The organism is Desulfovibrio sp., from assembly GCF_035644575.1.
Lineage (GTDB): Bacteria > Desulfobacterota > Desulfovibrionia > Desulfovibrionales > Desulfovibrionaceae > Desulfovibrio.
In genome coordinates, this window is record NZ_DASQOG010000218.1 from 1 (window position 1) to 24,919 (window position 24,919).

General features: G+C 58.5%; 21 protein-coding genes and 2 tRNA genes. 8 read left to right on the forward strand and 15 right to left on the reverse strand.

The annotated features are described in order from the left end of the window. The 11 genes from VEZ52_RS12190 to VEZ52_RS12240 form a co-directional block, all read right to left on the reverse strand. Positions 1–518 (reverse strand): 50S ribosomal protein L25/general stress protein Ctc (locus VEZ52_RS12190; RefSeq protein ID WP_324837056.1); only part of this gene is annotated, 518 nt, incomplete at its 3' end. 109 nt (positions 519–627) lie between these two features. Beyond that, on the reverse strand, positions 628–1,575 hold the full coding sequence (locus tag VEZ52_RS12195; protein WP_298994356.1) for a ribose-phosphate diphosphokinase: 948 nt from the start codon (positions 1,573–1,575) through the stop codon (positions 628–630). Between the two features lie 147 nt (positions 1,576–1,722). Beyond that, positions 1,723–1,797, reverse strand: a tRNA-Gln gene (locus tag VEZ52_RS12200). Between the two features lie 5 nt (positions 1,798–1,802). Next, a complete protein-coding gene (gene ispE / locus VEZ52_RS12205) occupies positions 1,803–2,681 on the reverse strand; it encodes a 4-(cytidine 5'-diphospho)-2-C-methyl-D-erythritol kinase (RefSeq protein ID WP_324837057.1) in 879 nt (292 codons plus the stop codon). Positions 2,682–2,710: 29 nt separating this feature from the next. After that, positions 2,711–3,247: an ATP-dependent protease subunit HslV gene (gene hslV / locus VEZ52_RS12210; protein ID WP_414649518.1), complete on the reverse strand. Its 537-nt coding sequence runs from the start codon at positions 3,245–3,247 to the stop codon at positions 2,711–2,713. Next, positions 3,247–4,656: a M48 family metalloprotease gene (locus tag VEZ52_RS12215; RefSeq protein WP_324837058.1), complete on the reverse strand. Its 1,410-nt coding sequence runs from the start codon at positions 4,654–4,656 to the stop codon at positions 3,247–3,249. Before VEZ52_RS12215 ends, hslV begins: the two co-directional genes overlap by 1 nt. Before the next feature lie 59 nt (positions 4,657–4,715). Then, positions 4,716–6,167, reverse strand: a complete 1,452-nt coding sequence (cysS, locus tag VEZ52_RS12220; RefSeq protein WP_324837059.1) for a cysteine--tRNA ligase — start codon at positions 6,165–6,167, stop codon at positions 4,716–4,718. A gap of 9 nt (positions 6,168–6,176) precedes the next feature. After that, positions 6,177–6,620: a ribose 5-phosphate isomerase B gene (rpiB, locus tag VEZ52_RS12225; protein ID WP_022659370.1), complete on the reverse strand. Its 444-nt coding sequence runs from the start codon at positions 6,618–6,620 to the stop codon at positions 6,177–6,179. A 142-nt stretch (positions 6,621–6,762) separates the two neighbouring features. Continuing rightward, positions 6,763–7,548 carry a lipoprotein insertase outer membrane protein LolB gene (locus VEZ52_RS12230; RefSeq protein WP_192111900.1) on the reverse strand — a complete coding sequence of 262 codons (786 nt, stop codon included), beginning with the start codon at positions 7,546–7,548 and terminating at the stop codon, positions 6,763–6,765. Continuing rightward, on the reverse strand, positions 7,545–9,329 hold the full coding sequence (locus VEZ52_RS12235; RefSeq protein WP_324837060.1) for a tetratricopeptide repeat protein: 1,785 nt from the start codon (positions 9,327–9,329) through the stop codon (positions 7,545–7,547). Before VEZ52_RS12235 ends, VEZ52_RS12230 begins: the two co-directional genes overlap by 4 nt. A 1-nt stretch (position 9,330) precedes the next feature. Further along, the gene (locus VEZ52_RS12240; RefSeq protein ID WP_324837061.1) at positions 9,331–10,593 is read right to left on the reverse strand and encodes an RNA polymerase factor sigma-32; all 1,263 of its coding nucleotides are present in this window, start codon (positions 10,591–10,593) and stop codon (positions 9,331–9,333) included. Between the two features lie 297 nt (positions 10,594–10,890). Between VEZ52_RS12240 and VEZ52_RS12245 the strand changes: the two genes are divergently transcribed. The 6 genes from VEZ52_RS12245 to VEZ52_RS12270 all read left to right on the forward strand — a co-directional run bounded on the left by VEZ52_RS12245 (position 10,891) and on the right by VEZ52_RS12270 (position 17,318). Beyond that, on the forward strand, positions 10,891–13,287 hold the full coding sequence (locus VEZ52_RS12245; RefSeq protein WP_324837062.1) for a homocysteine S-methyltransferase family protein: 2,397 nt from the start codon (positions 10,891–10,893) through the stop codon (positions 13,285–13,287). A gap of 49 nt (positions 13,288–13,336) precedes the next feature. Further along, positions 13,337–13,804 (forward strand): TlpA family protein disulfide reductase, encoded by a 468-nt coding sequence (locus VEZ52_RS12250; protein WP_022659376.1) that lies wholly within the window; start codon positions 13,337–13,339, stop codon positions 13,802–13,804. Further along, the gene (locus VEZ52_RS12255; RefSeq protein WP_324837063.1) at positions 13,804–14,313 is read left to right on the forward strand and encodes an N-acetyltransferase; all 510 of its coding nucleotides are present in this window, start codon (positions 13,804–13,806) and stop codon (positions 14,311–14,313) included. The genes VEZ52_RS12250 and VEZ52_RS12255 overlap by 1 nt, the downstream gene beginning before the upstream one ends. Next, entirely contained in the window at positions 14,300–14,848 is a 549-nt protein-coding gene (gene hpt, locus VEZ52_RS12260; protein ID WP_192111895.1) for a hypoxanthine phosphoribosyltransferase, read from the forward strand. The genes VEZ52_RS12255 and hpt overlap by 14 nt, the downstream gene beginning before the upstream one ends. Before the next feature lie 43 nt (positions 14,849–14,891). Beyond that, complete coding sequence (locus tag VEZ52_RS12265) at positions 14,892–15,614, forward strand: zinc-ribbon and DUF3426 domain-containing protein (RefSeq protein ID WP_324837064.1); 723 nt, start codon at positions 14,892–14,894, stop codon at positions 15,612–15,614. A 336-nt stretch (positions 15,615–15,950) separates the two neighbouring features. Continuing rightward, on the forward strand, positions 15,951–17,318 hold the full coding sequence (locus VEZ52_RS12270) for an amino acid permease (RefSeq protein WP_324837065.1): 1,368 nt from the start codon (positions 15,951–15,953) through the stop codon (positions 17,316–17,318). 553 nt (positions 17,319–17,871) lie between these two features. On the opposite strand, the gene VEZ52_RS12275 is transcribed toward VEZ52_RS12270, so the two are convergent. Continuing rightward, positions 17,872–17,947, reverse strand: a tRNA-Lys gene (locus VEZ52_RS12275). 83 nt (positions 17,948–18,030) lie between these two features. Here VEZ52_RS12275 and VEZ52_RS12280 point away from each other — a divergent pair. After that, positions 18,031–19,950, forward strand: coding sequence for a protein-disulfide reductase DsbD family protein (locus tag VEZ52_RS12280; RefSeq protein ID WP_324837066.1), 1,920 nt, complete (start codon positions 18,031–18,033; stop codon positions 19,948–19,950). Positions 19,951–20,119: 169 nt separating this feature from the next. Beyond that, on the forward strand, positions 20,120–20,596 hold the full coding sequence (locus tag VEZ52_RS12285) for a chemotaxis protein CheW (protein WP_022659383.1): 477 nt from the start codon (positions 20,120–20,122) through the stop codon (positions 20,594–20,596). A gap of 451 nt (positions 20,597–21,047) precedes the next feature. On the opposite strand, the gene VEZ52_RS12290 is transcribed toward VEZ52_RS12285, so the two are convergent. From VEZ52_RS12290 to VEZ52_RS12300, 3 genes are read right to left on the reverse strand one after another with little or no spacing between them, the layout of a single operon-like run. Then, positions 21,048–21,278, reverse strand: coding sequence for a hypothetical protein (locus VEZ52_RS12290; RefSeq protein ID WP_324837067.1), 231 nt, complete (start codon positions 21,276–21,278; stop codon positions 21,048–21,050). 9 nt (positions 21,279–21,287) lie between these two features. Continuing rightward, positions 21,288–21,908: a GDSL-type esterase/lipase family protein gene (locus VEZ52_RS12295; RefSeq protein WP_324837069.1), complete on the reverse strand. Its 621-nt coding sequence runs from the start codon at positions 21,906–21,908 to the stop codon at positions 21,288–21,290. Positions 21,909–21,912: 4 nt separating this feature from the next. Then, entirely contained in the window at positions 21,913–24,588 is a 2,676-nt protein-coding gene (locus VEZ52_RS12300) for a TIGR03960 family B12-binding radical SAM protein (protein ID WP_324837071.1), read from the reverse strand. Positions 24,589–24,919 lie beyond the last annotated feature (331 nt).

Below are 24,919 nucleotides of genomic sequence, written 5' to 3' on the forward strand. Positions count from 1 at the left end.
GCCTTGACGTTTTCGGGCAGCTGCAGGTCGCCCACGCAGATGGTGGTGTTGATGTCCATGGGGGTCACATCAACAACGATCTTTTTGGGCATGTCCAGGGGCTTGCTGCACAGGCGCACGATTTCGCGGTAGGTTTCAAGCTGGCCGCCGAGCTTCACGCCGCGCGACACACCCACGAATTCCACAGGCACGTCAACGGTGACGGGCTTGTCCAGATCCACGCCGTAGTAGTCGATGTGGCTGAATTCCTTCTTGTAGGGGTGGTACTGCACGTCCCAGATGATCACAGGATGCACGGACTTCTGTCCGTTGTCGTCAATCTCGAGGTTGAACACCGAGGTACGACCGGCTTCGGCAAAAATCTTTTCCAGCGGCAGGGCAGGAGCCTGCACAGAGATGTTGTCACCCTTGGCGGTGTAGAACACGCCGGGGATCAGATCCTGGGTACGCAGACGGCCACTGGCGCCTTTGCCGCTACCTTCGCGCTTCTGCACGCTCAAAGTCTTTTCAATATTCATGTCCTGCTCCTTGGCTTACCGCAGCCGAAACGTGCGGAAAAAGTTCTGTTATTATGGAACCGGCCCTTGCGGGCAGGCTTGGGTCTATACGCAATCCGCATAAAGCGGGTTACACAAACAACACGCTCACCGATGAACCGGTATGGATGTTGTGGATAGTCTTGCCCAGAAGGGCAGCCACAGAAACAACCTCCAGCTTTGGGCAACGCTCAAGCTTGTCGCCCATGGGGATGGTGTCTGTGACAAATAATTTCGAAAGCGCCTCGGTGCTGTTGATGCGCTCAATGGCCGGGCCTGACAAAACGCCGTGGGTGGCGCAGGCCACAATCTTGGTAGCGCCGTTTTTGAGCAGCACGTCCGCACCGGCGCACAATGTGCCAGCGGTGTCGATCATGTCGTCCACCACAATGGCAATGCGGCCTTTCACATCGCCGATAACATGCATGGCCTGTGCCTGATTGGGCTTGTCGCGGCGCTTGTCCACAATGGCCAGCGGCGCGTTGAGCCTTTTGGCATAGGCGCGGGCGCGTTCAACACCGCCAGCATCGGGCGACACGATCACGATGTTGTCATCGTGCAGCCGCCGCAGCGATTCGAGCATGACAGGCACGGCAAACAGGTTGTCCACCGGGCAGTCAAAGTAGCCCTGAATCTGCCCCGCGTGCAGGTCAATGGTGACCACGCGTTCCGCACCGGCAACGCTGATAAAATCGGCCACCATTTTGGCGCTGATGGGCGCACGGGGGCTGACTTTGCGATCCTGGCGCGCATAGCCGTAGTAAGGAATAACGGCGGTAATCCTGCCTGCGCTGGCCCTTTTGAGGGCATCAAGCATAAGGCAGAGCTGCACCAGATTGCGGTTGATGGTCGGGGGGCAGGTGGGCTGCACCACAAAAACGTCATCACCGCGAACATTGTCGCCTATTTCGATCCGCAACTCGCCGTCGCTGAACGTGGTAGCCAGCGTGGGCGTGAGTTGACACCCCAGATGGTTGCAGATGGCCTTGGCCAAATCCGGATTGGAAGACCCGGTGACGATCTTAAGATCGCTGTACATGAACCGCCCTGCCTTGCGCGCCAAAGAGCACTTACGGTTATACATCCTTGCTGCCGTCGCCGGAAGAAAGGCGGCGCTTTATTGCCAGGCCGCCGACAAATCGACGGAAGGCGCGGTCAGACGCCCCAAGCACGATACAGCAGTGTGTGGCTGGGATGGAAGGGTTCGAACCTTCGAATGACGGAGCCAAAACCCGTTGCCTTACCACTTGGCTACATCCCAGTATTTCACAGCACGTGCGCGTATACGCGCCTGTTCTCTCCTTGCAGCATGGCGGCCGCCGCCTGCGATTCCACATGGGATTCGTGTGCGAAAAGCGCCACAATACTTGAGCCGCTGCCACTCATGGCTACGGCCCCAGCCCCAAGGCGCAGCAAGTTCGCCTTGATTTCTGCAAGCTGTGGATGGCGAGAAAATACAACGTCCTCAAGGTCGTTGTGAATGCTCAACTCTGTCCGCACCCCGGAGAGAAAAGTTCCATTAGCCTTGCTTTCTGTCTTTGTCAAGCAATTTTGCCCAGAAACCGTGTTTGAGGCCTTGAGCGCGGCGTCATAATCAGCGTATGCCTGGGGGGTGGATGCATGAATTTGGGAGCATACCAGAACAAGGTGTATGCCTGCAAGAGCATCATCCCTGCAAGGCTCGATGATCTCGCCAATGCCCCGCACCCGGCAGGGTTTGTTTATGAGAAAAAACGGAGTGTCCGCGCCAACAGTAAGGGCCACCTCTGCCAGCGCCTGATCGTCAAGCGGGCTGGATACCCTGCTGTTGAGCCAGCGCAGCAGGGCCGCCGCATCGCTGCTGCCGCCGCCAAGCCCCGCGCCAGCGGGAATGCCCTTGTTCAGGCGCACTTCAAGCCCGGGCAGGTTGGGCACACGTTTGGCGAGGGCGGCGTAGGCCTTGGTGAGGGTATTGTTCTCAAGGTCAATGCCGGGCGTATCGCACTGTACAACCAGGCCGGTTGCGCCGGTTTCACGTATGTGCAGGCGATCGCAGGGGCGGGGCAGGGGCCAGAAAAGTGAATCCAGCTCATGATACCCGTTTTCTCGCACGCCCGTGATGCGCAAACCAAGATTAACCTTGCACCCGGCAACAACTACGCTCATGGATTTTTCCGCTCCTGTGGCAGTGCTGGCTACAGCGTTTCAACCGTGAGGTTGCCGTTGGTGTACACGCAGATTTCCGAGGCAATGCGCATGGCCTCGCGGGCAATGGCCTCCGCATCCATGTCGCTGTGCCGGGCAAGCGCCCGCGCCGCCGCCAGGGCATAGGGGCCGCCGCTGCCAATGGCTGCAACCTCGTCGTCCGGTTCAATGACGTCGCCCGTGCCCGACAGTACGAGAATGTGTTCGCTGTCCGCCAGCAGGAGCATGGCCTCGAGTTTGCGCAGGTATTTGTCCTTGCGCCACTCCTTGGTCATTTCAACGGCAGCGCGAACCATGTTGCCGCGCAATTCCTTGAGCTTGGCTTCAAAAAGCTCAAACAGGGTAAAGGCATCGGCTGTGGCCCCGGCAAAACCCGCCAGGATTTTGCCGTCATACAATCGCCGCACCTTCTGCGCGCCGTGCTTCATGATCATATTCTGGCCCAGGGTCACCTGTCCGTCGCCTGCAATGGCCACGCGGCCATTCTTTCTTACTGCCAGTATGGTTGTGGCATGCGTATCCAGCATCAGTTCTTTTCCCATATTTCCTTGCGCTCTTTGTAGGCGGCCTCAAGCTTCTGAAAATCGCGCGGATTCGCAGATTTGCCCGACAAGGCCTTGGCCTGGTTAAAGTAGCGCTCGGCCTGTTTTTTGTTGTTGGAATACAGGGCGCTGTACGCCATGTGGATATAGGCCCCGGCGGTGTCGCCCGTTTTACCGAGCGAGCGGGCATAGGCCTCGTGCACTTCGGCGTCTTCCGGCACGTAGCGCAGCACATCTTTATAATACTGCGCGGCCTGCGCCTGCCTGCCCGTTTCGTCAAGCATGCGGGCATAGAAAAAAGAGGCCATGTAGTCGCGCGGGTCAAGGCGCATGGCCTGACGCAGCAAGCCATCAGCACGGCTCATATCGCCCTTGCGGTAGTGGAAGGCTCCAGCCTCGCGCAGCACCAGAGGATCATTGGGCGAAGCGGCGAGGGCTTCGTCAAAGGCCTTGCTGGCTTCGTTAACCCGGTTGGTACGGGCCAGCACAATGCCGCGCCCCATGCACGAAAGCCCGTCCTTGCCCGAAAAACGCTGCTGCGCAGCCTGCGCGTCGCCATAGCGCGCCCAGAGGAGCGTTTTGACTCGAATAAATTTGGTATTGTCCTGCGTGCGGCCCTGCACAGATTTGCCCATACCCTCAATGCGGGCCTGAAGCCCGTTGATGCGGTCGCCGATGGCAGGGTGGGTAGAAAGATAGGTCGGCACGCTGGTGCCGCTCATCCAGCTTTTCTGGCGCAGCACCTTGAAGCCGCCCACCATGCCCTGCGGGGGATAACCCGCAGCCACAAGGTATTGCAGGCCAATCTGGTCAGCTTCGGTTTCGTCCATGCGGCTGTAGTTGAGCATGGCCGACTGCCCGGCCCCCAGCGCGCCCACAGCAATGGCGCCGCCGCTGGAGCCGCCCACCGCCACGCCCGCAATGGCCAGCAGCAGGGAACCAAGGGTCACAAACTGCGCGCGCTCCAAGCGTGAGGCCACGTGGTGCTGGGTTACGTGCGCCAGTTCGTGGGCGAGAACGCCTGCGAGTTCTTCTTCCTTTTCCATGTTCATGATGAGGCCGGTGAACACGTAGACGTAGCCGCCGGGAATGGCAAAGGCGTTGAGCGAATTGTGCAGGATGACGGCGGCTTTGAAATTGAAGGGCTGCGGCGGAATCTTCTTGACCAGACGGTCCACGATCTGGTTGACGTACTGGCTTACCTCAGGGTCTTCCACAATGGGCATGTTTGCGCGGATCATCACGTCAAACTTGTGGCCCATCTCCTTTTCGTCCTTGATGGTGACGCCGCCGAAAAAGAAGGCCTGGGCCGGTACGGCCACAAGCTGGGCTGACAGAAATGCCAGCAGAACAAACAGCGCCATAAAACGGCGCAGGGCAACACGATGCAACATGGCGTCCTCATGATGCCGCAGTAAAAGCGCCCGCGCCGGAGACCGACGCGGGCAGCGGCTTATTCCAGATCCCAAACCTGACCTTCCGGGGTGTCGCGCACGCTGACGCCCAGATCAAGAATTTCCTGACGTAGCGAATCCGAGCGGGCAAAGTCCTTGCTGGCGCGGGCTTCCTGCCGGGCGAGCATCAGCTCTTCCACTCGGGCCACGTCAATCTTGCTGCGTGTGGCGCGCTGGCTGCGCAAATCAGCCAGAAAAGCCTGCGGGGCCTGCCCAAAGAGGCCAAGGCGCTTGTTCCATTCCTGCGCGCGGGCAAGAAATTCCTGCAAGAGGTCGCGTCCGGCTTCGGCTGCGCGCAGGGCCTTGTCTTCCAGCAGGCGGTTCACAAGGCGCACCTGGGCAAAAACCTGCCCAAGGGCCTGGGCCGTATTGATGTCGTCCTCAAGGGCGGCATCAAAAGCCTTGGGCAGCGCGGCCCATTCCTCGGCCATTTCCTGCGGCAGCGGCGTCTTTTTCCACTTGTCGCGGGCAAGGGCCTTGCCCGCTTCGTGCAGGGCTGTGTACACGCGGTGCTGGGCTTTTTCCGCTTCGTCCATGCTGTCGGCGGTAAAGTCGATGGGGCTGCGGTAGTGCTTGCCCAGCAGGAAAAAGCGCAGGGTTTCAGGCAGATAGTTTTCAAGAATATCGCGGATGGTCTTGAAGTTGCCCAGGGATTTGGACATTTTTTCCGCATTTACCTGCACAAAGCCGTTATGCACCCAGTAGCGGGCCAGCGAGCAGGCGCAGGCGGCTTCTGACTGGGCGATCTCGTTCTCGTGATGCGGGAAGATAAGATCCTGCCCGCCGCCGTGGATATCCAGCGGCAGATAGGGCTGGCTCATGGCCGAGCACTCAATATGCCAGCCGGGGCGGCCCTTGCCCCAGGGGCTTTCCCAGAAAGGTTCACCGGGCTTGGCGGCCTTCCACAGGGCGAAATCCAGGGGGTCTTCCTTTTCTTCGCCGGGCGCTACGCGCGCACCGGAGAGCAGATCGTCCAGGCTGCGGCCAGAGAGTTTGCCGTAGGGTTCGTAAGCCCGCACACGAAAATACACGTCCCCGGAGGGAGTGGAGTAGGCCTTGCCCGAATCAATAAGCGTGGAGCAGATGGCCTGAATCTGCGGGATAAAGTCGGTAGCGCGGGGTTCTTCATCAGCGCGCAGCACGCCCAGCCGATCCATGTCTTCATGGAAGGCGGTTATGTAGGTCTGGGCAACCTCGCGCCAGTCGCGGCCTTCCTTGTTGGCGCGGTTGATGATTTTGTCGTCAACGTCCGTAAAATTGCGCACAAAGCGGACTTCAAGCCCTGTATGGCGCAACTGCCGCACGAGCACGTCAAAAACAAGAGATGAACGCGCATGCCCGATATGGCAAAGATCATAGGCAGTTATGCCGCAAACATACATGTTTGCCTTGCCCGGATGAACGGGGACAAATTCTTCCTTCTTACGGCCCAGGGTATTGTAGAGCAGCATGTATATCCCTTACCCGGCCTGACCGGGAAGATTGATCATGTCGATGCGGCGCTGGTGCCTGCCGCCTTCAAAGGAAGCGCCCAGAAATGCCTCCACAATGGCCTGAGCCAGTTCCACGCCGATGATGCGCGCACCGAGGCAGAGCACATTGGCGTTGTTGTGCTGGCGCGAAAGGCGCGCCTGAAGCTCTGTGGCGCACAGGGCCGCGCGGATGCCGGAGTGGCGGTTGGCGGCAATGGAAATGCCTATGCCTGTACCGCAAATGAGAATGCCTGTTCCCTGCTCCTTTTCCACAGCGGCGCAAAGCTTGTGCGCCAGCACGGGGTAGTCGCAGCTTTCGGTGGAGTGGGTGCCGTCGTCCACCACGTTGATGCCCTTCTGGGCAAGAAACTGGACAAGGTGTTCTTTCAGCGCATAGCCAGCGTGGTCTGAGGCAATATGAATGGTCTGCATGTATACTCCTGCAAAGGTACGCACGGTGCGCCCGGACTGGCCGGACGCACCGCTAGAGCATTTAACACTTCTGTATTGGCGGTTAAGGCGGGTTGCCCCGATACCGGGCCGCAGCCGTCAGGCGCGGCCCGTCAGGCCAAAACTATTGCTGCTGCTTGAACTTGGCGAGTGGCAGCAGAGGTGCGTCATCAGGAAGGGGTAAGGCCATCTGCTCTTTTGTAAAGGGCTGGGAAACCTTTTCTCTTTCCTTGATAAGCACAATGGCGCGTTTGCCGTTGCTGTGGGCAAGGTTCAGACGGCGGGGCAGCGGCTTGGGATCATCCGAATAGAGGATTTCCATGCTCCAGCCCTTGCCGTTGGCCTGTTCCTGCCATTCCACGGGCAGCCCCTGCTCGTTGATGATCAGGCGGCCACCGGGCTGGCCCTGAAGGTCGTACAGGGCCTTGCCGTCGGCGGAAAAGGCGGTTTTGTCAAACTGGTTGCCAAATACCGCCGTGTACCGGCCATTGAGCAGGTCGGCCAGATGCACAAGGTTGAAGGGAACCGGCACGCCAACCTGAAGCAGGGGCTTGGTAGCGCCCTGATAGAAGTAGGCCTTGTTTTCGCTGGGGCTGTACACAAGAAAATGCTGGCCGTCTTCAAGTATCTTGGCGACAGTGGTGCCCACGCCCGCCATGACGTCCAGCCGCAGCTGGCGCTGGCTGTTGCCCCAGAACAGGGCCGTGACGCGGCGCGTATCGCCCTCGGTGCCAAAGCGCAGGCTCAGTTGCAGGCGATAGGGTTCAGACTTGTCGGCAGAGCTGACAGCCGCAAATTTTTGCCAGCGCTGTTCAAGCACCGCGCGGTTTTCGGGCGAAGTTTCCAGTACAGGCTGACGGGCGCAGGCGCACAGCAGCGCCAGGCAACAAAAAATAACTAATTTTTTCATAGATGTGAAAGCCGCTGCCGCAATGCTTCCGCATTGTCGGGTTTGAGTTCCATGGCCTTTTGATAGGCGGTGCGGGCTTCATCCTTAAGGCCAGCCCGCGCGGCGATATCGCCATAGTGCTCCCATATGGAGGCATCCGTATGCTCGTCCAGCGTAACGGCGCGGCGGATTTCCTTCAGGGCGTCATCGAGTTTTCCAGCCTTGAAATAGGCCCAGGCCAGAGAATCTATAATATAGGACTGGTTGGGGGCCAGATCGTTGGCCCGCACAAGAAGCGTCAGGGCGCGGTCAAGGTCGCGGTTTTCCTCGGCCAGGGTGTAGCCCACGTAATTGAGGGCCTGATAATTGTCAGGATGCAGGGCCAGAAGCTTCTCCATGGTTTTGAAAGCGGCTTTTTTATCGCCGGTTTCATCCTGAAGAGAGCCGAGCAGAAAGAACATTTCCGCATTGTTGGGCCAGCGTTTTATGGCATTCTGGGCAACGTCCAGAGCCTGCTTCATCTGTTTTTGCCGCGCAAGCAGTCGCACCTCGACCTCCACAAGCTCGGAGGATTCGGGATTGGCGCTTGTGGCCTTGCGCACGGCGTCAAGTGCCTCGGCATCACGGCCAGCCTCTGCCAGCAACTGGATGCGCAGCAGCACGCCCCGCACGGCAGCCTTGCTGGAAGCCGGGATTTTATCCAGCCAGGAGAAAGCCATGTCCAGATCGCGCCGCTGGTCGTATGCCAGCTCGGCCAGCAGCAGATACACATCGTGGGGCGCATCGCCCTGGGCCACTATCTGCTTGAGCAGACTTTCCGCCTGCAAAAAGTGGCGCGAATCCATAAACATGCTGGCGACGGTCAGCTTGAAAGGCGTACTGTCCGGCCCCTGCTGCATGTACTTGAGCGCCCGTTCGGGCTGGCCCATGCGCAGCGAGATATTGATGAGCCTCAGCAGGACGTCCTGCGACGAAAAATTAAGTTTGAGCAGCTTTTCATAAACGCCGCGCGCGGCCTTGAGGTCGGGCTTCTGCTCGTAGATGAAGGCCAGTTCCGCCAGAGCCTCCACAAAATCGGGCGTATCCTTGATGGCGCGCTGCAGATAGGCCACGGCTTCGCTGGGCCTGTCCATGCCGATGAGCGCCCGGGCGTGGTAATAATCCACCAGCGGGGTGCGCTGCTTGCCCGTAACGCTGTTGAGCAGCTTTTCGGCCTCGGGATACTGCTTGGTTTTGACCAGCAGCAGGGCCAGCTCCATGCGGGCATCCACGGAATCGGGATGCTTTTTAAGGTATTCGCGCATGAGCTTGACGCCAAGCTCGGGCGAACCTTTTTCCATGAGGGCTTCGGCATAGAGCAGATTGAGCGAAATATCATCGGGCCAGACGCTCAAGGCCTGCTCCATGACCATAGCTGTATGGGGAGACTTGCGGCTGAGCAGCCACACGCCGCCTTCAAGCCAGATGTTGACCGGCATGTGCGCCTTGGCCAGCAGGGGCGAAGCGGCGGCAAGGGCGTTGTCGTCCTCATTGTTCATGGCCTGCGCAAAAACAAGAAAGGCGTAGGTGTTGAGCGCATTGGGCGAAAGCTCTGCCTCAACCGGGCGCAGCGATACGCCCTTGAGGTCGTGCTGCTGGGCCTTTGCTGTGGCAGACGGCGCTGCAGATTCTGCAGCGGACGTGTCCGATTTTTCAGCAGTCTGGTGCCTGGCGCCGGAACAGCCGCCGCATCCCAGCAAGGAAAAGGAGGTGGCGGCAGTCAGGGCCAGGGCGCATAGCAGCGCAACGTGGTTACGTTTCATATCAGGATTGTATCCATGTGTCTGAAAAGTCTTTGATATCCACAGCCAGATGCTGCCGGATCTTTTCCAGCAACCGCGCCTCAAGCTGGCGGACTCGTTCCCGCGTGACGTTATACCGTTCGCCTATCTCGCGCAAGGTTACAGGTTCATCCGTGAGCAGGCGATTTTGCAGAATATACAGCTCTTTTTCGTTCAGCTTGGGCAGTATGGTCTTGAGCTTGCTGCGCACCAGACCAGCGATTTCGTCGCGCGCGAGGGTGTCTTCAATGCCTGGGCCGAGCGCGGGCAAAAAGTCCATGCGCGTTGCGCCGCCGGCATCCTCGCCCACAGGCACGTTCAGCGACATATCGGTGGACGCAAGGCGCTGGTCCATCTCGTTGATCTGGTCTTCCGTAACGCCAAGGCGCTCGGAAAGCATGGCCGCATCGGGGTCAAAGCCCTGCATGATCAGCTTTTGGCGCTCGCGGTTCAGATTGTAGAACAGCTTGCGCTGCACCTGGGTGGTGCCGATCTTGACCATGCGCCAGTTGTCCATAATGAACTTGAGTATGTAGGCCTTGATCCAGAACGAAGCATAGTACGAAAACTTGATGCCCTTGTCGGGGTCAAATTTGTTGACCGCGCGCATGAGGCCCACGTTGCCCTCCTGCACAAGGTCGAGCACGTTCTGCATCCATCTGCGCTGAAAGTCCATGGCAATGCGCACCACAAGCCGCAGATGCGATGAAACAAGCCGAAAGGCCGCGTCCGCATCATTGTGATCGCGCACCCGCAGGGCAAGCTCGTGTTCTTCATCCGGCTTGAGCAGGGGGAAGCGGCTTACTTCGCGCAGGTAAAGGTGCAGGCTGTCGCGCGGGCCAACTGCGGGCAGGCGCGTTGTGGACGGCGCAGGCAGGCCCTCATGGTCGTCTTCAAGAACAATGGGGTCGATATCGTGATCGCTGGCGTCCAGCTCAACGTCCACATCTTCTGGGGAATCAGCGAGCGCGTCGTCATCGTCCTGATCGCCAGATACGGAATCTGCTGGAACCTCGCGCACGGCGGAGCCATCCACATCAAGAATGCTCTGCCTGGCGGCCTTGCCTTCAGTCGAGCGGGAGCGCGCCTTTGCGGCAGCGCCACGTGTGCCGCCCCCGGCAGGGGCTGCCCGCTTGCGCGAAGGGGGAGCATCCAGAATTTCCACCTCAGGCGAGGAAATTTCTGTTTCTTCCGCTTTTTGCGCGCTGCGCGGGTTTTTGGGAGCTATCGGACTATCTTTTTTCATGATATTTATGTCTGAGCATCGCTGCCTGTAACGGGCCGCAATGTTTAATGCTATAGTTTTGGTTTGTTCTTTTCAGTGTTTTTCAGTAGTAAAAGGCCTGCCGGGTTTAATGCGCGGCGCGGTTTTGCGGCCCCGGCGGCGTTCAGCCCCGGTTCGGCCCGCATGTTCCGGTTCGCAAAATCCTTACGGAATCAGCGGCCTCAAACAACGGAAGCCCCAGCATACAGGTATTGCAGGCGGAAGGCAAAGGTGCACTTTGGCTTGCGGCGACTGTGCTGGGAACAGAGCGAGACGACGATGACATTTCGACAAGCCCTCGGCCTTGGCAGGCCTCTTTTGCTCGACGGTGCCATGGGTACCATGCTTCAGGCCTCGGGCATGCCCGCTGGCGCGACTCCCGAAGAATTTTGCATGGCAAACCCCGACACCCTGCGCGGCATTCATAAGGCCTATCTGGACGCGGGCGTTGATCTGCTGACATCGTGCACTTTTGGCGGCAATATTTACAAGCTGCCAAAAAGTCTGGATGTTTTTTCGTTCAACCGGCGCATGGTCGAAATTGCCAAGGAAGCCGCCGCGCAGGCTGGCCGCCCTGTTTTTGTGGCGGGCAATGTGGGCCCCACGGGACATTTTGCCAAGCCCCTCGGCCCGGTGGAGCCGCGCGACCTTATCGCGGCCTTTGCCAATCAGATTCGCGGGCTTGTGGCGGGCGGGGCCGACCTCATATTTATTGAAACACAGTTCGACCTTGCCGAGGCCAGAGCCGCCGTGGCGGCTGCCCGGCAGGAGTGCGACCTGCCCGTCATGGTATCCATGACTTTTGAACAGGGCGTGAGCCTTACCGGCTCCACCCCTGCGATTTTTGCCGAAACCATGCAGAACATGGGCGTGGATGTGGTCGGCACCAACTGTAGCCTCGGCCCGGATCAGATGCTGCCAGTGGTGCAGGAACTGCTTGGCGTGTGCGAATGCCCGGTCATGGCCGAACCCAATGCCGGTTTGCCCGAGCTGCGCGGCAACGAAACCGTGTTCCCTCTGGGGCCGGAAGATTTTGCGCAAAAAACCGCCCCCTTCGCCCACCTTGGCGCGCGCATACTTGGCGGCTGCTGCGGCACCACGCCCGCGCATCTGGCGGCGCTTGCGCAGGCCCTGCGCGGCATGGACAGCGTTACGCCGCCCCCGGTATCGCGCAAGGGCATCTGCCTGACCAACCGCTCCCAGATGGTGCGCATAGCTGTGGGCCAGCCCCTGACCATCATTGGCGAACGCATCAACCCCACGGGCAAAAAGGCTCTTACGCAGGAGCTTCAGGCTGGAGCTTTTGACGTTGCCATGCAACTGGCCGACGCTCAGGTGGACGCCGGGGCCACGGTGCTTGACGTGAACGTAGGCGCGCCCCTGGTGGACGAAACCCAGCTTTTGCCCGAACTGGTGCAGCGCCTTGTGGGGCGGCTGCCCCTGCCGCTTTCCATAGATTCTTCCAATGCCGACGCCATTGCCAACGCCTTGCCCTACTGCCCCGGCTCATTTCTGGTGAATTCCATCAGCGGCGAGACTGGGCGCATGGAAGCGCTCGGCCCCTTGTGCCGCGACTTTGGCGCGCCCTTTATTCTGCTGCCCCTCCAGGGGGCGCATCTGCCGGAAAAAGCCGCAGAGCGCATCCGCACGGTGGAGAGCCTGATCGAAAAGGCCGAGGGCATGGGTATTTCGCGGCGGCTGATGATGGTGGACATTCTCGCGCTGGCTGTATCCTCCAGCGCGGACAGCGCGCTCCAGTGCCTGGAAATGACCCGCTGGTGCGCTGCCAATGGCCTGCCCACAACGCTTGGCCTTTCAAATCTTTCTTTCGGCCTGCCGGCGCGCGAACTGCTCAATTCCACGTTTCTTTCTCTCGCGGCTGGCGCGGGGCTTACATCGTGCATCGCCAACCCCTCTGCCCAGCGGCTGCGCGAGGCGGCAGACGCGCTCAAGGTGTTGTGCAACCACGATGCCCACGCATCTTCATTTATAGCCTCCTATTCCGGCTGGAAGCCCGGCGAAGGCTCCGTGCAGGTGCGTCAGGGCGGCGGGGCGGCTGCCAAAACCCTTGCCGAGGCCGTGCTCAACGGCGACAAGGAAAATGTGCTGTCCCTGCTTACGGCAGAGCTTGACGCGGGCGCCGACCCCTTTACCCTTGTGCAGGAAACGCTCATTCCGGCTATTACGGAAGTGGGCGCGCGCTATGAGCGGCGGGAGTATTTTTTGCCCCAGCTTATTCGCGCGGCGGAAACCATGCAGACCGCCTTTGCGCATCTCAAGCCTTTGCTGGAGGCCGGGCGAGGCCCGGAAACGCGCCCTGTTGTGGTGATGGCCACGGTTGAAGGCGATATTCATGATATTGGCAAGAACATTGTTTCGCTGCTGCTCGGCAACCACGGCTTTGACGTGGTGGACGCGGGCAAGGACGTTCCGGCAGAAGCCATTGTTGCTTGCGCACTCAAGCACAACGCGCGTATCATCGGCTTGTCGGCATTGATGACCACCACCATGGTTCGCATGGAAGACACCATCAAAATCGTCAGGGAGCGCGCTTTGCCCATCAAGGTACTGGTGGGCGGGGCCGCCGTAACGCAGGCTTTTGCCGATGCCATCGGCGCAGATGCGTATTGCGCTGACGCCGTAGGTGCGGTAAAGGCCGCCAAGCAGTTTGTTTAGCCGCGCCCCGGCGCGGCCTTTGCTCCTCATTCAAAACTTCGGGTAAACTATGAAGAAACTCATCCTGGCCTTATTGCTGTGTCTGGCTTTGCCGTGCTCGGCGCTGGCGGCCTCGTCATCGGTTCCTACCCTGAATTTGGCCGGGCTGACGGATATGCTTGCCAAAAACAAGGGCAAGGTCATCATGCTCAATTTCTTCGCCACATGGTGCCCTCCGTGCCGCGTTGAGATCCCCGAGCTTGTGAACGTTCGCAAAAAGTACGCGGAAAAAGACGTGCTTATCGTGAGCATCTCCCTTGATGAAGACTCCAAGGTTGTGCCCCCCTTTGTGGAAAAGATGAAGATGACATACCCCGTCTTTGTCGCTGACCGCGAAGTGGCGCGGGCGTTCAAGATCTCGCAGATTCCGCACAATGCCTTCTACAGCAAGGATGGCCAGCTCATTCTTTCTGAACCCGGCATGGCGGACGCCGAAATGGTCGAAATGGTCTTTAAAAAGCTGCTGGAACAGAAATAATGAAGAATACCCTTGTGGTGCGCAAAGCCCACATGGACGATGTAAAGTCCATGCATGGGCTTTTGCTGCAATGCGCCCAGAAAGGGCTTTTGCTGCCCCGCGCGCTGATCCATCTTTATGGGCATGTGCGCAACTTTATGGTTGCGGAAAATACGGCTGGCGAGATAGTGGGCTGCTGCGCCCTTGCCCCGGTGTGGGAAGACCTGGCCGAAATATGCTCGCTTGTGGTGCGTGAAGATGCCCGCCGCATGGGAACAGGCAGGGAGCTTGTCGACGCCTGCCTCAGTGAATGCCGCGATCTGCATATTCAGAAAGTGTTTGCGCTTACATACCAGGAGGCGTTTTTTGCCCGCCTGGGTTTCAGGGTTGTGGACAAGGATGTTTTGCCGCAAAAAATCTGGGCCGACTGCGTGCACTGCGCCAAGTACCCCAACTGCGACGAAACGGCCGTCTATTTTGAACTGGATTCCGCTGCAAAGGACTTAGGAGAGGTGCATGTCCAAGGCTAACGACATCAAGGTAAAAGAACTGAAACCGGTATTCACGCCGGAGCAGATTGCAGCCCGGATCCAGGAACTGGCCGCAGAGATCAACGCCGAATACGGTGATGAGCCGATGGTGGCAGTGTGTGTGCTCAAGGGTGGCTTCATGTTTTTTAGCGATCTGGTTCGCTTTTTGCATAACAAAAATCTGGAACTGGATTTTGTCCGTTTGTCCAGTTATGGCAAAGGGTCTTCCAGCTCCAAGCATGTGATCTTCAGCAAAGATGTGGAGATTGACATTTGCGGCAAGCATGTGCTGATTGTTGAAGATATCGTGGACAGCGGGCACAGCATGCGTTTTCTGCTCGGGCAGTTTGCGGCGCGCAAGGCGCGCAGTCTGCGTCTGGCTGCACTGGTGGACAAGGATGAACGCCGGGAAGTTGACGTCAAGGTCGATTTTGCGGGCTTCAAGCTGAACCAGGGGTTCATTGTGGGCTATGGCCTGGACTACGCCGAGCATTACCGTATGTTGCCCGGCGTGTTTGAAGTGATTCCCGAATAGGCTTTTCCCGGCTCCGGCAGCCGGTGGGTTTTGGAGTAATGGCATGGAAATAAAGTGTCCCAATTGCGGTAGCCGCTTCAATTTGCCGGATCAGCTTGCCAAGCCGGGCGTCAAGCTGCGTTGCTCGGTCTGCAAGACGGTTTTCACCTACGAACCGGAAGTTCCCCTGGCCGAACAGGGGCCGCTGCCGGAAATGCCCATCAAAAAGAAGCTGCCACTGGTCAAGCTGGCGCTGATTTTTGTGCTGGTGCTGGCCTGTGCAGGCGGCGGCTGGTATTATTACTCGCTCAAGAATGCTGCCAAGCAGCCCAATGAGCAGGAAATTGCCAAGCAGGTTGAACTGCTGACCATGCGCAACGTGCGGCAGTATTATGTTGATAATGAAAAGGTGGGTAAGGTTTTTGTGATAGAGGGCAGGGTGGTTAACGAGTTTCCGCAGCCAAAGGAACTCATTACCATTGAAGCCGCTATCTATGACAAAGACAAGAAAGCCCTGGCTGTCAAAAAACAGCTCGGTGGCGTGCAGCTTTCACTTTTTCAGCTCCAGGTGCTGAGCGAGAAGGAAATGGAATCCTTCCTCAACAACAAGGTTGAGATTCTCACCAACAATACCAATGTGCCGCGCGGCGGCGAAGTGCCGTTTATGGTGTTGTTTTACGCGCCGCCCGATGGCGTGGCCGAGTTTGGCGTGAGGATCATTGACGCCAGGGATGTGTCTGAGCAGGGCGGCTCCGGTACGGGTGCCGCTGTCGAACAGCCCAAATAGGTGGTCTGACGCAAAACGCCGCTTGTTTTCGAGCGGCGTTTTGTTATTGTGCCAGGCGCAGGGCCGCATAAGCGTTTTGCCCACCGCAGTGCCAATAGCTGCGGCGGGCTGTATTGCGTCCTGCGCAATGTTGGTCAGCCGTCTGTTGTTGGCCGGACAAAAGGCGAATGTACGCGAAAGGCCGGTTTTGTTGTGGAAGCCGCCTTTCGTCTTTAACGACAAGAGGATTGGCCGGCCGCATACCGGATTTTGTGCAACAGGGCGACTCTGGCGGGGAGTGGCCGCATAGACAAATTGCTGCAAATGAAAAACGAAACACCAGAATTGAAAAGAGCCTTGAAAAACAGGCACGTACAGCTTATTGCCCTGGGCGGAGCCATTGGCACCGGCTTGTTTCTTGGTTCGGCCGGCACCATCCAGATGGCTGGCCCCGCTGTTCTGATCAGCTACTCGCTTGGCGGCTTCATTGCCTTCATGATCATGCGACAGCTTGGCGAAATGATGGCGCAAGAACCCGTTGCCGGATCTTTCAGCAACCTTGCCCACAAGTACTGGGGTGATTTTCCCGGTTTGCTCTCTGGCTGGAACTACTGGATTCTGTATGTTCTGGTGGGCATGTCCGAGCTGTCGGCAGTTGCCGTATATGTGCAATACTGGTTTCCCAGCATCCAGCCATGGCAGACAACGGCCTTTTTCTTCCTGCTGATCACTGGCGTAAACCTTTGCCATGTGAGCCTTTTTGGCGAAATGGAATTCTGGTTCGCCTCCATCAAGATTGTGGCCATTGTGTCCATGATTCTGCTGGGGTCTTTTTTGTTGTTCAGCGGCCATGCTGGCCCTGACGCGGCGGTGAGCAACCTGTGGACGCACGGCGGCTTTTTGCCGCATGGCTGGGAAGGCGTGTTTACCGCACTGGGGGTTGTGGCTTTTTCCTTCGGCGGGCTTGAGCTTGTGGGCATTGCCGCTGCGGAAACCGACAATCCGCGTGTGACCATCCCCAAGGCTGTTAACCAGATCATCTACCGCATTCTTATTTTTTACATCGGCGCGCTGCTTGTGCTGCTGACCCTGCACCCCTGGAGCCAGCTTGGCGCACCCGTGGACAAGAGCCATTGGGCTCAGGCCATGGTAGCCAGCCCCTTTGTGCAGATTTTTGACCTCATTGGCATTCCTTTTGCCGCGCATGCGCTGAACTTTGTGGTGCTTACGGCGGCCCTTTCCGTATATAACGGCTGCGTTTACTGCAACAGCCGCATGCTGTTTGGTCTGGCGCTTCAGGGCAACGCCCCCAAGGCCTTCGGTACGGTCAGCGCTCGCGGCGTGCCGGTGTATGCCCTGCTGATTTCATCCCTTGCCACGCTGATCTGCGTAATCATCAACTACGTCATGCCCGGCAAGGCCCTTGGCCTGCTCATGTCGCTTGTTGTTGCCGCTCTGGTCATTAACTGGGCCATGATCAGCCTGACGCATCTCAAATTCCGTGCGGCTATGGTTCGTGCAGGCGAACTCATTTATTTCAAAGCGCCTTGGCATCCTTTCACCAACTACCTGTGCCTGCTGGTCATGGCTATGGTGCTTGTTGTCCTCGTGATTATTGGTGAAAGCCTTGCGGTAATGCTTGCGCCCATCTGGATTGCCTTTGTGTGGCTGGGCTACAGGCTGAAAAAGCAGAGCAAACATCTGCCGCCCAGCATGAGCAAATAAGGCTGTAGTCGCCCTTTCTGGCTGTAAAGGCCCGCTTGGCGTGCGCGTTCCTCCGGGGACGGCATGACAGCGGGCCTTGTTTTTTGTGGTGCAATACTTTGTTTTGGGGCAGGGGATTCCCGCCGCTGCCAGCCGAGCAAATTGGACAGTGCGCAGCAAGGTGTTGAAAATTTTTTTTGGCACAAGCAGAAAGATGAAAGAGCGGCGAGTTGCGTGTTGGGGCAAAAAATTCGTAGCTGCGGCGGTGCGCCTGTGCCTGTCTGTCTGGTTTCAAGCCCTGTGCGCGGCTGAAATGTTTATCCCTGCAAGACTGTTAGGAAAATTCGATAGCAGAATGGGCAGAATCAGCCTGTGATGGCTGGCAAAGGGCCGGAGCGGGTAAATGAGGAGGAAAAGCCGTAAGCTGCGGTTTTCACAAGTGACATGGCCGGAAAGCGCTTGTCTAGACTTGCCTTCGAGGAGCGGCTATTGTCTTGCAACAGGTGAACGCCATGAAAAAACATAAAGCAACAACAAAAAAAGGTTCGCGGTTGAACCGCGAACCTGAATTTTCTGGTGGGCCATCAGGGACTCGAACCCCGAACCAACTGATTAAGAGTCAGCTGCTCTACCAATTGAGCTAATGACCCGCATTGCGTGAAAAGGTGTTTACGCTCATGCGGCCCTGCCTGTCAAGCAATTTGAAAAAAATCAGCTAAAAAGAGATAATGCATTGAAATATGACAAACTGGCCGTAGCTTCCGCCATGCCGCTTGCCCCGGTCTGGCGAGCGCTGTGCGCAGGCCTCGTAGTGCTGTGCGCCGCTGTTCTTATGAGTTTTGGGGCGCGGGCCGAGGATCTGCAACCAAGGCTTGAAACTGCCCGCGACGGGCAAAACCTGATTGCTGCCCTGCATATTGTTATCCCGGCGGAATTTCACGCCTACGGGCACGAACCGGGCGAGGCGGGCAGACCCACCACTGTGACTTTTTCTGTAGCTGGGGGCCGGGCCTTGCCCGTGTATTACCCCGATGGAGCAGTTCAGCGCGATTATTACGATCCAGCGGCCACTGTGAACGTGTACGAAGGCAACGTGACCTTCTACATTCCCTTGCCGTCCGATGCCGCAGGAAAGCCCTTTGTGGCTGATTTGAGCATGTTGTTATGCTCCAGCCGCAAGTGCATGCCCGTCAATGAACAAGTGACGGGCATGGTTGTGCGCGAATCCGCGCCCCTCAGCGGCATGCCCTGGCGCATACAGTGGCAGGAATTGCAGCATCGCGCGCCTGCGGCGCCGCCAGCAACCCAGGCGGAGGAGGGTAGCGATGATGCGGCGGGAGAGGCGTGGGCCAGAGAGTCCGCGCAGGCCACCACTGGCGGATGGGCCGAGGAAAGCATGGAAAAGCTGCCGCCGCCGGATGGTTTTGACGTGCGCCTTTCGCCGCGTTTTCTTGATGATTCCATGGAAATTTCCGGCCTGGGCAAGGCCCTGCTGTTTGGCATACTCGCGGGCCTGCTGCTCAACGCCATGCCCTGCGTGTTGCCGGTGCTTACCTTCAAGGTCAGCGGACTGCTCATGGTTGGCGGGCGTGATGCCGCAGGGCTCAAGCGTTTTCGGCAGCACAACCTCTGCTTTGCAGCTGGGGTTATGACGCTGTTCAGCGCGCTGGCTCTTGTGCTGGGGCTTGCAGACCTCATGTGGGGGCAGCTTTATCAAAATCAGGCTGTGCTCATGGTCATGCTGCTGGTGGTCTTCTTGATGGGACTGTCCACCCTTGGCGTGTTCAGCCTGCCGGTCATTGACCTCAAGACCGGGGCCAACAGTAAAAATCCCTGCTTGCAGGCATATTTTACAGGTCTTGTTTCGACCTTTCTGGCTACGCCATGCAGCGGCCCGCTGCTGGGAGGCGTGCTGGGCTGGGCTTTTACCCAGCCGCTCATCATTGTTGTTGTGGTCTTTTGGGCTGTGGGGCTGGGCATGGCCCTGCCGTACATTTTGTTCTGCCTCTGGCCCGATCTGGCGCGTATTTTGCCAAAACCCGGCGCATGGATGCACGTATTTGAGCGCATAGTGGGCTTTATGCTCATGGGCACAGCCCTTTACCTGCTTTCTGTGCTGCCTGTTGAGCGGCATATGCAGGTGCTCACCGTGTTGCTGGTGCTTTCGCTCTGCGCCTGGCTGTGGGGGCAATATTGCGGCATAACCGCGCCGCCCCTGAGGCGCAAGATCATGGGCGTGCTGGGCGTGGGCCTGCTTGTGGCCTCTGTTTTCTGGGTGCTGCGCCCGGTTGCGCCCCTGCCCCAATGGCGGCAATTCACTCCGGAGGCTTTTGAGGCCAACCTTGGCAAAAAGCCCATGCTGCTTGAATTTACCGCCAACTGGTGCCCCAACTGCAAATTTATGGAAGCCACAGTGCTGACGGACGAGCGCATGCGCAAGCTTCAGGCCCGCTACGGCATGGAACTCGTGCGCGTGGATCTGACTAACGCCAATGCCTATGCGGTGCGCCTGCTGGACGCGCTGGGCAGCAAAAGTATTCCGCTCACAGCCATTTTTCCCGCCGGGGATGAAGCCGGTCAGCCGCTTGTGCTGCGCGATGTGTATAGCGCCCGGACACTTGAGCAGGCCCTGAACGAAACTTATGAAAAATAATGGCCTTTTTCGTAGATTGCCCTATGGTTCTTTACTGCCCTGCCGATATTGTCTAATGTGTGACCATACAGCAGTGCTTGAAATGGAAAAGAGGTTCACGGCCCAACGGTTGTCCCTCATGTAATTTTTCTGCACACGACTGCGGCCTACTTGCGACAAGGGAGCAGACATGGATCTGAGTCAAAAAAAACAGGAAGACGAACTTCTGCAACTGGTGACGTTCAGCATCGGTGAAGAAGAGTTCGGGGTGAACATCCTGAAAGTTCAGGAGATCATCCGCACCATGGAAATCACCAAGGTGCCCCGTGCTCCGGAATTTGTGGAAGGCGTCATCAATCTGCGCGGCAAGGTGATCCCCATCATTGACCTGCGTCGGCGTTTTGGTCTTGCACCCAAGGGGCATGACAAAAATACGCGGATTATCGTCATTGAAATCAACAACATCATCGTGGGCTTTGTTGTCGATGCCGTTTCTGAGGTATTGCGCATTCCCGCAAGCACGGTGGAACCGCCGCCGCCGGTTGTTGCCGGGGTGGACTCGGACTACATCAGCGGCGTTGGCAAGTTGCAGGATCGCCTGCTTATCATGCTTGACCTTGATAAGCTGCTTTCTGGCGACGATCTGGAGATGTTGACGTCCGTCTAGCCCGTAGCCCGGCATCTGGCGCTGCATTGCCAGCAGAGTTGCGTGTGGGCATGCCTGCACCGGATTTCTCTGACTGCGCCCGCAGTGCCCGGCATCCGTAGCGTAGCCATGTATACCATGGCTGCCTGGTTGCCGTGTTAGCAGATTATGACAACAGTGCCGCAAGGGTATTTAAAACAGGCCGGGCGCAAGCTCGGCCTGTTTTAACTCGTGGCGCAGTCAAACACTGCATTTGATCTCGTGGTGAGCCGGGAAAGAGGGGAAACGCGGGGGCGCGTCAGCGCCTGCCGCTGCCTGCTGCAGAAAGCACGCAGGCCTTTTGTCTTGTGGCGGGACTGTCCGTTTGGCGGGTTTTGCCGCGCGCAGGGAACGCACGACAAGGCAAACGCCGTAATGAGAAGAACGGCCCCGGCAATAGTGTGCAGGAGCCGCATCAACAGAAAAAAGAGAATTATTTGCCGAGCGGCTGCTGCCGTACCCTGCGGCTCGAGCGCAGGAACAGCTCTTCCACAATGACCTTTTCGTAATCAGGGGCCAGGGCAAGATCTGTGTGCAGGGCGTTGCACAGCATGTTTTCAAGCTGCTGGGTTTCTTCCCAGATTTCGAGCAGTTCGTCATCCGCCATTGTTTTGACACGTTCTGCAAAAGGCTGTTCATCAATAAAGGGAATACATGAACCCATTGTGTTCTCCTACTGCGCGGCGCGCATGAATTCACTTACGCATTGCTGCGCCAGCAGCGTTTGCGCCATCTGGGCGCAACCCTGTGATCCGGGGTGCAGCCCATCGCTCAGATTGTCCATATAGACGGAATTGGTTAGCAAAAGCTCATGCACCTGCGCAAACGGAATGCCGTGCTGGTCGCACAGCCTTTGTTGCAGCTTGCACAGTTGCGCGATGCGGGCGTTCGCTTCCGCTGCCGCAACGGGCGGCGGGCTGATCACCAGTGTGGGGGCAATTGCTGCCGCTTCTTCCAGCACGGGGAGCAGCAGCGCTGCCGTCGATGCCGGGTCTGCGGGCTGACCGCCGCCTGGGGCTGCCATATCCACCACGCCCACGCAAAAAACAAGGTGCGGCTTCATTCCGGGTATAAGCCTGTTTTCCAGTTCCGGACGCCATCGGGCGGCAATGTCGGCCGTGCCGTGCCGCCGCGCGCCAAGATTATAAAAGGTGGCGCGTGGTATGGGGCAAAGGCCTGTTTTGTGCGCAAGCACCGCCAGCCTGCTTACCCATCCGCCCGGCATGAGGCAATCGTTAACGCCTTGCGTCAGCGAATCGCCAAAAAAGAACCAGGCAGGTGTCGTATGCGGCATATGGTTACTCTGGATAGGATTGACCGTCCGCAAATATCTGCGCTGTTTTAAGCAAGCCTATGCGCTGGCGCAGAATTTCGGCTGTCCCCAGGGTGTCAAGCACTGCCATGCAGAAAACCAGAGGAGACAAGTAACCGTTACTCCAGTCTGCCACAAATGTCACGGCCTCCACCTGACCCGCTGCATTGGTCTCTGTAGACCAGTCGCGCAACATCAGTCGGATATCTGCTGTGCGCGGGCCCTTCTTGGTATCGCGGGTAAACATGCGCTCGGGCAGCTTTGCAAATTCGGCAAAACAGCGAGCCGCAGACGCGGTTTCTTCCTGAGTGGGCATGCGCAGGGTAAAGGCCTCGGCAACGGCCTGTTCTGTACGGCGGCTTTTTTCCACAGGCTCCACGCGCAGTACGTTCATGCCGGGGGGCAGCAGTGGGGCAAGGCGCGCGGCAACTTCTTCCGGCGGCAAATTTTTGTGCAGGGTAAGGGCAAACCATTCCGCCTGGCTTTCCACGCCCACAGGCAGCGCACGGCCAAAGGAAAGCAGGGGCATGGGGTGGAAACCCTGCGAAAATGCCAGGGGCATGGCAGCCCTGCGCAGGGCGCGGTCAAGCACGGCCTGCAGTTCAAGCTGGCTCAGATATGCGCTGCCCCCGGCCTTGCTGTGCCACAGGCGGTACTGGGCCGCCTTGACGGTCAGTTCCGCCGTGATCTTGGGCGGGCGGCTGGTTTGCGGGCGGCATACAAGGCGGCCTTCCTCGTCCAGTGTGGGCGCGTGTGCCATCTGATCGCGTTGCGGCAAAATAAGCCTGTTGCGGTGCAAGGGTTGGCCGGGTTCGTCCGAGTCTGTCGGGGCGGATGCGTGCTGCATGCGCGAAGGGCCAGCCTTGGTGTCGCATGCGCCGCACTGGCGGCAAGCGCCGTAGCGGCAATCATCGGTAATTTTTTCCGAAAGAGCGCGTTCGCGTTCACGCAGCAGAAATTCCTCGGAGATGCCAGCTTCAAGGTGGCTCCAGGGCAGGGCCGCGCCGGGTTCGCGCGGGCCTGTGCATTCCTGCGCGCTGATGCCGCACTCTTCAAGAGCTTCAAGCCAGGGCGGCAGAGAAAAATGTTCCATCCAGCTCGTAAACACAGCACCCTTGCGGTAGGCCTTTTCCACCACATCGGCCATGCGGCGGTCGGCACGCGACAAAACGCCCTCCAGGTGGCTCATGGCGGGTTCGTGCCAGCGCAGCTTGAGGAATTTTTGTCCCTTGAACTGCGTCCGCACCAGATTGACGCGGCGCTGGATCTCATCCTGCCCGATCTGCGGCACCCACTGGAAGGGCGTGAAGGGCTTGGGCACAAAGGGCGATAGAGCGGCTGTCACCTGTAAGCGGGGATTGCCGCGACCAGCGGCATCGCGCACCTTGCGGCAGATATCCGCAATGGCCGACAGGTCTTCATCCGTTTCTGTGGGCAGGCCGATCATGAAGTAGAGCTTCACAAGCCGCCAGCCGTGCTCGACCAGCTTCTGCGCGTGCAGCAGCAGACCTTCTTCGGTAACGCCCTTGTTGATGACATCGCGCAGGCGCTGGCTGCCAGCCTCGGGGGCGAGCGTCACGCCAGTGCGGCGCAGATCGGCCATGCGCTCGATGATTTCGTCATCAATGGAGCCAACACGCAGCGAGGGCAGGGAGAGGCTGATCTGTTCGCGGGCGCAGCGGTCAAGCACGCCGAAGCTCAGGGTTTTCAATGCGGAAAAATCGCCCGTGCTCAAAGAAAGGAAGGAAATTTCGTCAAAGCCCGTTTCGTTCAGGCATTTGCTCAGGAGTTCATTGATATTGTCGAGCGAGCGTTCGCGCACGGGGCGGTAAACCATGCCCGCATGGCAAAAACGGCAGCCGCGTGTGCAGCCGCGCGCAATTTCGAGCGAGAGGCGATTGTGCACCGCGCCCACAGGTACAACCTGCCGCGTGGGGTAGGCCGCATTGTTGAGGTCGGCCACAATGCGGCGGGTGGGGCGCTGGTAGTCGTCGCGCAGGGGCTTGAGCGGGAATACGGGAGCGCCTGCGGCGTCAAATTCCTGCTGGAAAAGGGACGGCACGTATACGCCGGGAATGGTGCGCGATTGCAGCAGCATTTCATCGCGCGTCCAGCCCTGATCCAGAGCTTTTTCGAGCATGCGCAGCACGTCCGGCAGGCTTTCCTCGCCGTCACCGAGCACCATGATGTCCACAAAGGGGGTCAGCGGTTCCGCGCTCAGCAGCGCGCCGCCGCCAGCGATCACCAGGGGGCATTGGGTGAGGCTCTGCGGCCTGTCTGCCGTGCGCAGCGGAATGCCCGCCAGATCAAGCATGTAGAGCACATTGGTGTAACAGAGCTCATGCGTGATGGAAAAGCTCAGGCAGTGCATGCTGCCCAGGGGCGTATCTGATTCCAGCGTGGCCAGCGGCGTGTTGTGGGCGCGCAGGATATCTGCGGCTTCCTTTTCAGGAGCCATGACGCGCTCTGCCCACCAGCGCGGCTCGCTGTTGACGATATTGTAAAGAATTTTTTGCCCAAGGTAGGACATGCCCACATCATAGGTATCGGGAAAGGCCAGGGCCACGCGCAGGCGCACGTCTTCGGGATTCTTACGGCAGGCGTTGTCCTCAATGCCCGCATAGCGGCTGGGTTTGGGCAATAGGGGCAGCAGTGGGCGCATGTCTATCCTTGTGTGGGTTGGAGAAAAGGCGAAGGGTGCAAAAAGGGCGGCGTGTTGCGCCGCCCCAAGAGTGATGGCAAACCCCGTTTCTCGGGTATTGCGCCGTCAGAGTCGGCAAAGCCGCCGGGCGCAAAGGGGTTTGCTGCAAGAGTTCTTCTTGAATTACTTGATAAGGCCGCTGCCGGAACCACCAAAGGGTTCGGAGCTGAACTGCATCTTGCCGAGGCCGCCGGCCACGGTCAGATTGGTGCAGGCTTCGATGTACTTGTCCTGCAGTTCCTTGGGGGTGTTGGCATAGCGGTAGAGGAAATTTTTTCCCTCAATGCTGCCC